Raw genomic sequence first — 9,019 nt, forward strand, 5'->3', positions numbered from 1 at the left:
ATCGTCGCCCTGTACGTGGGCCACCAGCGCTACGTGCTGGAGGATTCTGACGCGATCCTGTCGCGCGCGAACCAGGCACTCGCCACGCTCGAGCGGTACAAGGAACGTCTCGACGAGGTGGCCGGCACCCTCTCGGCGCTCGAGATCGAGGACCTGGTCACGGTCCGCGACGTCGCCGCTGTGGTGCAACGCCTGGAGATGGTGCGGCGCATCTCGGTCGAGATCGACGACTACGTCATCGAGCTCGGCACCAACGGCCGACTGCTGGAGCTGCAGTTCGACGAGATGAGCGGCGGCATCGGCAGCGGGTTGGAGATGGTGGTCCGCGACTACCTGGACGAGCGCTCGGCCCGCACGCTCGCCGACGTGCTCGGCGATCTCTCCACCTTGGACTCCTCGCAGCTGCTGGACCTGTCGCTGATCGCCCGCGTGCTCGGGCTCGGCGGCCGCCAGGGCGAGGCGCTCGACTCGGCGATCGCGCCGCGCGGTTACCGGATGCTCATGCGGATCCCGCGGCTGCCTTCGACGGTCGTCAATGCGCTGGTCACCCACTTCGGGTCGCTGCAGCGGATGCTCTCGGCCACGATCGACGATCTCGAGCTCGTCGAGGGTGTGGGCGCCCAGCGTGCCCGGTCCGTGCGTGAGGGCCTGTCGCGTCAGGCCGAGTCGAGTCTGCTGGAGAGGTTCTCCTAGCCTGCGAGCTCGGCCAGGATCCGGGCGTCCACCTCGCGCCGCGAGCGCAGGTAGTGGTCTGGGTCGTAGCTGAAGGCGTCGTAACGGAGCGCGCCGCCCTCATCCACGTAGGAGCGCGCGGTGACCTCGTCGGTGAGGTCGCGCAGCAGCTGCAGGGCGCGGTGGTCCGACATCGCATGGGCGAAGACACGGTGTCGGATCGAGGGCAAGAGTTGTCCGTCGGTCCCGGGGTAGACCACGAACGGGTCGCCCGCGGGAAACGCGCCTCCGGCGCAGGTGTCCTGGAACGGGTCCACGGGCTCGACCGAGTCCTGGGTGCGCCAGAAGTTGAAACCCCAGTGCAGGAATCCGGGCGCACCGGCGACGAACAACTGGCGGCCCAGCACCCGGTTCCGCAGGGACGGCAGTCCGATGAATCGGTTTGCTACGTCGCGGTTCTGCGACACGCAGTAGTAGACCCACGGGCTCAATCCCGCGTCGAGGAAGGGCTGGACGTGGTCGGTGGCCACGATCGGCGTTGCCACCACGCCCTCACGAGCGAACGCGAAGTCGCTCAGGGCGTCGGCCACGGTCGCGCCCTGCAGGAGGTCCGCCACCACCTCGCGTGCTCGGCGGTAGTCCTGCAGCATCTCCGCGCGCGGCTCGTCGCTGATGTGAAACATCACGGTGCCTTGCCAGTGCGCGTCGAGGTAGGCACGCAGGGCCGGTAGCAGCTGCTCGAGCAGCTCGCGGTAGCTGGGGTGGTCGGCCGGGACGTGCCAGCCGAACCGGCGCTCCTGCCCAGCAGGCGTGTCGACGTAGATCGCCGGTGTGGCGCGCGCGCCCCACTGGGTGAACAGGTGCGCGATCTCGATGTTGCGCATGCCGTGCCGGGCACACGCCGCGAGCCACCGCTCGAGCCGGTCGAAGCTGAACTCATAGCCGTGGCCGTGGTCCGCGATGCCGAGGAGTTGCACCGGGGTTCGGGTCCCTCCGACGGCGGTGTCCAACGGAGGTGTCCAGGTGGGTGTCAGCACCGAGTTCACCTGCATCTGCGCCGCGGATTCCAGGCAGCGCTCGATCAGCTGCCAGTGTTCTTCGCTCCAGACCTCGGCCTCGTAGTGGTCGGCGAGGCAGTCTGCATGGATCCAGTGGGTGTTGACGATGTCGAGCGCCGGCAGCGTGTGCGGGTGGATCGTGACCGGGACCTCGGCCCGGTACAGCTCCGCATCGGTGCGGTCGTCGCGAATGACGAGGCCGAGGCTGTGCGTGCCCGCCAGTGCGATGTCATCCACCTGGAGATCGAGCCAGATCGCCTGCCAGTACCCGATCTTGACGGCGATGGGCTGCCCTGGCGCCACCGGCCGCAGCAGGTCCGGATACAGACCGGGACTGTCCCTCAGGTAGCCGTCGTCGTGCCCGTCGAACGCGAGCAGCGTGGCCGGCACCAGCTCGACCGTGCTCAGCCGCACCTGCTCGGCCAGCGGTCCCTCCACCTCGACGCGCAGCGGCGGCAGCTCGCGCAGATTGGTGGTCGCCGGTGGCAGGTACGCCACCTGGGCCGAGAGGTTCTCACCGAGGAAACCGGCCAGGTCGGGTTCGGTGGCCGGCCGGGGACGCTCGTCCGCGAACACCTTCTCGAGAGCGTCGACGGTCAGGAACGCCCAGTCGGGGCGGTTTGAGGTCGGCATCGTGTTCATCCTTTCAGTCCGACGGCGGCAACGCCTTGGACGAACTGGCGTTGCAGCACGAGATAGATGCAGAACGGGAGTGCGAAGGACACGGCGGCACCTGCCATCACCAGGCCGTACTCGGTGACGAACCGCCCCTGCAGGCGCGCTGCTGCGAGCGTGACCGTCTGCATCGACTCGTCGGAGATCACCACGAGCGGCCACAGGAAGTCGTTCCAGGTGGTGATGAACGTGAAGACCGTCAACGCCACCAGCACCGGCCGGATGAGCGGCAGCACGATCGAGACGAAGACCCGGCGGTCGGGCGCCCCATCGATCTTCGCCGCCTCCAGCAGCTCGTCGGGCACGCTCGACATGAACTGCCTCACGAGGAAGACACCGAAGGCGTTGACGATCGGCAGCACGAGCGCGAGGTGCGTGTTGAGCAGGCCGAGATCTCGGATGATCACGAAGAGCGGGATGATCGTGACCTGCACCGGAACCATCATCGTGGCGATGTAGATCCAGAACAGCGCCTCAGAACCCGGGAACGGCTTCTTGGCGAACGCGAAGGCAGCGACGGAACTGACAACCAGGTTCATCACACAGGCCAGCGAGACCACCACGATGCTCGTGATCAAGGCGGCGCCGAAACCGTAGTCGGTGAACAGTCTCGCGAAGTTGTCGAGCTGGAGTCGATTCGGATCGAAGGACAGCGACACCGTGTCGGACCGCTGGATCGCCGTGACCACCATGAACACGAACGGCAGCAGGGCCACGAGGACGAGGAGGAGAAGGACAGCGTCGATCACGGCGCCCAGCGCCTTTGTCTTCAGCATGGCGTTCCTACTTCCCGCGCAGCAGGTACCGCTGCACCAACGAGACGACGAGGACGATCGCGAAGAGCACCATCGCCATCGCAGAGGCGTAGCCCATCTGCATGCTCTGGAATCCCGCACCGTAGATCGCGAGCACCAGGGTCACCGTGGCGCGACCTGGCCCACCGCCCGTCATCGTGTAGACGAGGTCGAAGACCTGGAACGACCAGATGGTTCCGAGGATCACCACGAGCAACGTGACCGGCCTGATCGAGGGCACGGTGATGGCGGCGAACTGCCGAACGGGTCCGGCGCCGTCGAGCGAGGACGCCTCGTACAGATCCTCCGGGATGTCCAGCATGCCGGCGTAGTAGATGACAAGGAAGTAGCCGAGGTTCTTCCACACGGTCACGAGCGCCACCACCAGCAGCGCGGTCGTCGGTCGTCCCAGCCAGTTGACCGGATCGATGCCGATCACGCCCAGCAAGGCGTTGACGACGCCGTCGTCAGTACCGAGCAGGTAGCGCCACACACTCCCGACGATGACCATCGAGGCGATCACCGGGATGAACAGGGCCGACCGCACGAAGGCGCCGAAGCGGTTCCGGGTTCGCCGGGCGACCACGGCGGCGACGACCAGTGCCAGGACCGTCTGCGTGGGCACGGAGATCAGCGTGTAGACGGCGGTCTGCCACAGTGCGCGCTGGAACCCGCCATCGGTCATGAGGGTGGCGTAGTTCTGCAGTCCGACCCAGCCCGGCTCCCGCAGCAGGGAATAGTCGGTGAGGCTGTAGTACGCCGACATCAGGATCGGCGCCACCACCGCCACGGCGAGCACCACCAGGCTGGGGAGGACGTACCAGATCCCGTTGAGCGAGCGGTAGGCGGGGCGGCGGACCGGGCCCGGCGCGGCAGGGGGCGCAGTGCTCACGGGTGAGTCCTGCGCGCCCGCCGTGGCGCTCTGCGTCGTCGTCACGTTCGGCCTCAACGCTGCGCGGTCTCCAGGGCGCGGTCGCCTTCCTCGGCGGCGTCGGCCAGGGCCTGCGCCGGAGTCTTCTGACCGAGCATCATCTGCTGAAGGTTGGCGTGGAGTGCGCTGTAGACGCTCACGCTGCCCGGCACGATGGGCAGGGTGCGGAGCATCTCCGTGTCGGCGTAGGCCTCCTCGAACACTCGCGGCGCGATGTACTCGGCACCCTCGGTCAGCGGCGGATACGGTGCCAGCCCATGGAACTGGGCCATCTGCTCGGGGGACGTGATGTAGGTGACGAGGTCGGTGCAGAGCTGCTTGTCCTGGCACTTGTCGAGCATGACGAGCGCATCGGCGGCGACGAAGGTCGCCCGAGTCCGGTGCTCGAGCGACGCGACGAACCCGAACTCGAACCCACCCTCCTGCAGGTTGGAGTACCGCGCGTCCGAGGACAGCAGGAACGCGATGTCCCCCCGCGCGAACGCGGCCTCGGCATTGTCGGCGATCAGGCTGGTGACCGCCTCCGACATGATTCCGGACTCGCGAAGTTCCCAGAGGTACTCCGCCGCTTCCAACCCTGCGGGCGAGTTGAACGCCGTAGCGGTGCCGTCCTCGGTGAAGAGCTCGCCGCCGGCCTGCCACAGGAACGGGTAGAAGTTCTCGTTCAGCATTCCCGAGTGGTGGCCCCACGGTTGCAGCAGCGGGGCGATTCCTGCGTCATGGAGTTGCTGGGACGCCTCCCGGAACTCCTCCCAGGTGGTCGGCGGATCCTCGATCCCGGCCTCGCGGAGCAGATCGGCGTTGTAGTACAGGACTCGCACACCCCCGACCACGAGCGGGATCGCCACCTGCTGACCATCGACCTGCCCCTGGTCGAGGTACAGGTAGTCGGGGGCATCCGAGTGGGGCAGATAGTCGTCGAACGGCACCACGGCACCTTGAGCGTGGTAGTCCGCCAGCATGGAGCTGTACATGAGGCCGACGTCGGGCCCCTCGCCGCCGGTGATGCCCGTGAGGTAGGCCTCCTCGTAGCTGTCCCACGGGATGATCCGCACGTCGACCTGAACTCCGTGCTCGTCCTCGAACGCCTGCAGGATGGGAGCCCAGTCGGAGGCATCACTGATGTTGGCCTGCGGCGGCAGCCAGAGATCGAGCGAGTCGACTCCGTCGTCGCCGGGGCTCCCGCAGGCCGCGACAGCCAGCGTGATCGCGACCATCGTGGTGAGAACGGGTCGGGTCGTGCGTTTCATGAGGTCCTCCGGTTGCTGCGTCGAAACAGGGGTGGGTCAGTGGTGCGGACCGGCAGGCGTCTCACCAGCGGCGCGGCGCGAAGCCGGGCTCGATCGATCGCATGTAGCCGGTGTCGTCGCGTTGCCGGATGCCACAGGCGAGATAGTTCTGGTGAAGCCGGGCCAGCGCGTCCGGATCGAGGGTGATGCCGAGACCTGGGGCATCGGGGACAGCGACGGCGCCGTTCACGAACCGCAGCGGCGTCTCGAGGAGCTCGGAGTCGCTCTGCCACGGCGCGTGCGTGTCGGCCGCATAGGTCAGGTGGGGCATCGCCGCTCCGAGCTGGGTCATGGCGGCGAGGCTGATGCCGAGGTGGCTGTTGGAGTGCATCGAGATCCCGATGCCCCACGTGCGGCAGATGGTGGCGAGGTGCGTCGAGCGCGTCAAGCCGCCCCAATAGTGGTGATCGGAGAGCACGACGTCGACCGCGCCCTGGCTCAGCGCGGGTGGCAGATGGTCGAAGTCGACGACGCACATGTTGGTGGCCAAGGGCACCGGCGAGTCCGCGGCGACCGCGGCCATGCCTGCGATGCCCGGGGTCGGATCCTCCAGGTACTCGAGGAGACCCTCGACCCGGTTCGCCACCTCACGCGCGGTGGCGACCGTCCACGCGCAGTTCGGGTCGAGCCGCAGCGGATGGTCCGGGAACGCGGTGCGGAGCTCCTGCACCGCCTCCAGCTCCTCCTCGGGCCGCAGCACACCACCTTTCAGCTTGAGCGACCGAAAGCCGTGCCGCGCGACCATCCTCCGCGCCTGCTCCACGATGCCCGCGGGGTCCAGCGCGGCGCCCCACTCGTCGGCCTCGGCGCCCGGGTGGGCCGCCCACTTGTAGAAGAGGTAACCGGCGAAGTCGACGCTGTCGCGGACCTTCCCGCCGAGGAGGTCGTGGACGGGACGTCCGATCGCGTGTCCCTGCAGGTCGAGGAAGGCGACCTCGAACGGCGAGAACACCTGCAGGACCGCCCGTGAGCTGCTGGGGTCCTGATGTTGGTCCGACGCGCCGTCCACGACGCCCGCGACCCGGCTGTGCAACCCGTTGATGTCGAACACGTCCAGCCCCACGAGCAGGGGTGCGCAGCGCCGGAGCTCCTCGAGGTGCTGTGCGTGACCGTAGCTCTCACCGAGCCCAGTCAGCCCGGCGTCGGTCCGGACCTCGATCACGGTGCGAAGCGCCCACGGCTGGTGAACGCCGATCGTGTTGAGCAGCGGCGGATCGCTGAAGGCCACGGGCGTGACGATCACCTCGGTGACCGTGAGGCCGCCACGCGAGGTTGGCGGTACCGGCGTAGATCCAGGAAGAGACATGATGTCCAAGTATGTAGACAGTGACTGCATATGTGAACGGCATCGTAGGCTAGGCTCCCTCAGCCGAACAGTCAAGAGCTGGGAGGTAGGAGGCGAGAGATGGCAGCGGAGGCGTCATCCGTCAAGTCGGCCGAGCGCACGGCACGGATCCTCGAGCTGCTCGCGAGCTCGGCTGCCCCGCTGTCGGTCGCAGACCTGCAGGACCGCACGGGCTACCCGCGTTCGAGCCTGCACGCACTGCTGCGCACGCTGCGCGAGCTGCGTTGGGTCGACGCGGTCGAGCGTTCCTCTCGCTTCACGGTGGGGCCGCGTGCGCTGCTGGTCGGCACGTCGTACCTCGATCGCGACCCTGCCCTGCCGCACGCGTATCACGTGCTCGAGGAGCTTCGGAGCCAGCTCGGCCACACACTGCACTACGCCCGGCGCGACGGCGCGCACGTCCTGTACCTCGCCAGCCGCGAGTCACGGGACTCGGTTCACCTGGTCCGGCGCGCGGGCAGGCATCTGCCCGCCCATGCCACGGCACTGGGACAGGCGCTGCTCGCCGAGCTGACCACCGACGAGGTCGACGAGGTGCTCAGCTACCCGTTGGAGCGGTTCACCGAGAACACGATCACCGACCGGGACCAGCTCCACGCAACACTCGATGCGGTGCGCACCCGGGGTTGGGCCAGCGAGCGCGAACAGGGCACGCGTGGGATCGTCTGTGTGGCGGTCGCCCTCGGTTACCGCATACCCGCGACCGATGCGTTGAGCTGCTCGATCCGTGCCGATCTCGCCACACCCGACGAGGTCGCCCGCGTCGCTGAGCTGCTCCAGGAGCGCGCCCACCAGCTCACAACGTCGTTGCGCCGAGCCGGCGTGCGCTAGATTCTGGCCGCTCAGTCGCCGGAGATCCTGCGCGGCCCTTCCTGCCGGCGGAATCGAGTCGGCGAGACGCCGATACGGCGGCGGAACAGCCGGGAGAAGTAGGCGGCGTCGTCGTAGCCGATCTGGCGGGCGACGGAGGCCACCTCGACATCGGTCTCCGCGAGCAGCTGCTGCGCTCGTGCGAGACGCGTGCGCAGCACCAGCTCATGTGGGCTCAACCCGGTGGCCTCGCGCACGGCGGCGCGCAGCGCCTCCACGGTCAGCCCGTGCTCGCGCGCCCGCTCCTGAACGCTGAGCGGCACGTGCGCGGCGTCCACGAGCGCGTCGACCACCGAGGCCGCGCTCGGCCGGGGCTCGGGGGTGGTCGCCTCGATGGCCACGCCCACGAGGTGGGACACGATCGTTGCCGCGATCGCGTGCGCGCGGCGGTTCGGCACGGTGAGCACGCGACGGAGCCGCGGGAAGACATCCGCACCCAGGCCGAGAACGTGACCGTCCGCGGCCAGCACAGGCTCACGGCGGGTCCACACACCCGGCCGCTCGAAGGCGCGGGTCGCGGTGCCCTCGAACAGCACCCAGCGCTCCTCCCAGCCGTGCACGCCGGGTCCGTAGGCGTGCGAGATGCCGGGCGCCAGCCAGATCACGGCTGGCGCCTGGACCGCGATGGGCGCGGGATGGGTCTCGTCCACGTACTCCCCGCTGCCGGCGGTGACGAGCACCAGCCCGTGCGTGGCCAGCCGGCGCGCCCGTGGTCGCACGACGCGATCCGCCCACTGCTCGCCGGCACCGCGACAGCAGAGCGCACCGTCGCGCATCGCGCGGTCCACATCGAGGTACGCCGCCCAACGTTCGAGCCGATCGAGGTGCTGTGGATTGTCCAAGTTGCTGATTCCGATCCTCTCTACCCGTCCCGTGCACCGCGACCTACCGTAGCCGCCATGCTGACCTCGAACGGCTACGTCCTCGACGAGAGCCCGCACCGGCTCGGCGAGCTCCATGAGACCCCGGCCTCGGAGCGCACTGATCGAGAAGCGCTGTGGGAGCGCCTGCGGTCGCAGGGATACTTGCTCCTGCGGGACGCGATTCCGCGCGAGCAGGTGATGGCGTTCAGGCAGTTCTACTTCGCTTCTCTGGCGTCGACCGGTCTGCTACGGCCCGGCTCCGACCCTCTGCAGGGACAGGCGGGGACCGCGCCGGTCGATCAGCGTGCCTATCGGGACGCGCTGTTCAAGCGGATAGTCCCATCAGCGGAGTATCAGGCGTTCTGTTCCTCTCCGTCGATCCGCGGCTGGTTCGAGTGGTTCCTCACGAGCAACGTCCACCTGCACCGGCGGAAGATCCTGCGGCACACCCGGCCCGGCGAGAACGGCATCGGCACCGCCACCCAGGCACACTACGACCTGGTCTACCTGCGGGAGGGCACC

General features: G+C 68.4%; 8 protein-coding genes and 1 pseudogene. 3 read left to right on the plus strand and 6 right to left on the minus strand.

The window, feature by feature from the left end:
* A partial coding sequence (gene disA, locus ACOJSN_RS22580; protein ID WP_420114735.1) for a DNA integrity scanning diadenylate cyclase DisA occupies positions 1-693 on the plus strand: 693 nt, incomplete at its 5' end.
* Here the strand turns inward: disA and ACOJSN_RS22585 are convergent.
* From ACOJSN_RS22585 to ACOJSN_RS22605, 5 genes are all read right to left on the minus strand, one after another.
* Complete coding sequence (locus tag ACOJSN_RS22585; RefSeq protein ID WP_420114736.1) at positions 690-2,363, minus strand: glycoside hydrolase domain-containing protein; 1,674 nt, start codon at positions 2,361-2,363, stop codon at positions 690-692. The genes disA and ACOJSN_RS22585 overlap by 4 nt on opposite strands.
* A 5-nt stretch (positions 2,364-2,368) precedes the next feature.
* A complete protein-coding gene (locus ACOJSN_RS22590) occupies positions 2,369-3,181 on the minus strand; it encodes a carbohydrate ABC transporter permease (RefSeq protein ID WP_420114737.1) in 813 nt (270 codons plus the stop codon).
* 7 nt (positions 3,182-3,188) lie between these two features.
* Entirely contained in the window at positions 3,189-4,091 is a 903-nt protein-coding gene (locus ACOJSN_RS22595; protein WP_420114738.1) for a carbohydrate ABC transporter permease, read from the minus strand.
* 53 nt (positions 4,092-4,144) lie between these two features.
* Positions 4,145-5,380 carry an extracellular solute-binding protein gene (locus ACOJSN_RS22600; protein WP_420114739.1) on the minus strand — a complete coding sequence of 412 codons (1,236 nt, stop codon included), beginning with the start codon at positions 5,378-5,380 and terminating at the stop codon, positions 4,145-4,147.
* Positions 5,381-5,441: 61 nt separating this feature from the next.
* Positions 5,442-6,662: a glucarate dehydratase family protein gene (locus ACOJSN_RS22605; RefSeq protein WP_420114740.1), complete on the minus strand. Its 1,221-nt coding sequence runs from the start codon at positions 6,660-6,662 to the stop codon at positions 5,442-5,444.
* Between the two features lie 162 nt (positions 6,663-6,824).
* On the opposite strand from ACOJSN_RS22605, the gene ACOJSN_RS22610 reads away from it, so the two are divergent.
* A complete protein-coding gene (locus tag ACOJSN_RS22610; RefSeq protein ID WP_420114741.1) occupies positions 6,825-7,595 on the plus strand; it encodes an IclR family transcriptional regulator in 771 nt (256 codons plus the stop codon).
* 11 nt (positions 7,596-7,606) lie between these two features.
* On the opposite strand, the gene ACOJSN_RS22615 is transcribed toward ACOJSN_RS22610, so the two are convergent.
* The gene (locus ACOJSN_RS22615) at positions 7,607-8,476 is read right to left on the minus strand and encodes an AraC family transcriptional regulator (RefSeq protein ID WP_420114742.1); all 870 of its coding nucleotides are present in this window, start codon (positions 8,474-8,476) and stop codon (positions 7,607-7,609) included.
* A gap of 57 nt (positions 8,477-8,533) precedes the next feature.
* Between ACOJSN_RS22615 and ACOJSN_RS22620 the strand changes: the two are divergent.
* Positions 8,534-9,019 (plus strand): annotated as a pseudogene (locus ACOJSN_RS22620) (phytanoyl-CoA dioxygenase); the annotation flags it as partial.

Origin of the sequence: Pseudactinotalea sp. (genome assembly GCF_048594945.1) — a bacterium.
In the GTDB taxonomy this organism is placed as follows: domain Bacteria; phylum Actinomycetota; class Actinomycetes; order Actinomycetales; family Beutenbergiaceae; genus Pseudactinotalea.

Coding starts and splice junctions, on each gene's coding strand:
- ACOJSN_RS22590 (WP_420114737.1), bottom strand. CDS start 3,181: ATGCTGAAGACAAAGGCGCTGGGCGCCGTGATCGACGCTGTCCTTCTC.
- ACOJSN_RS22600 (WP_420114739.1), bottom strand. CDS start 5,380: ATGAAACGCACGACCCGACCCGTTCTCACCACGATGGTCGCGATCACG.
- ACOJSN_RS22585 (WP_420114736.1), bottom strand. CDS start 2,363: ATGCCGACCTCAAACCGCCCCGACTGGGCGTTCCTGACCGTCGACGCT.
- ACOJSN_RS22610 (WP_420114741.1), top strand. CDS start 6,825: ATGGCAGCGGAGGCGTCATCCGTCAAGTCGGCCGAGCGCACGGCACGG.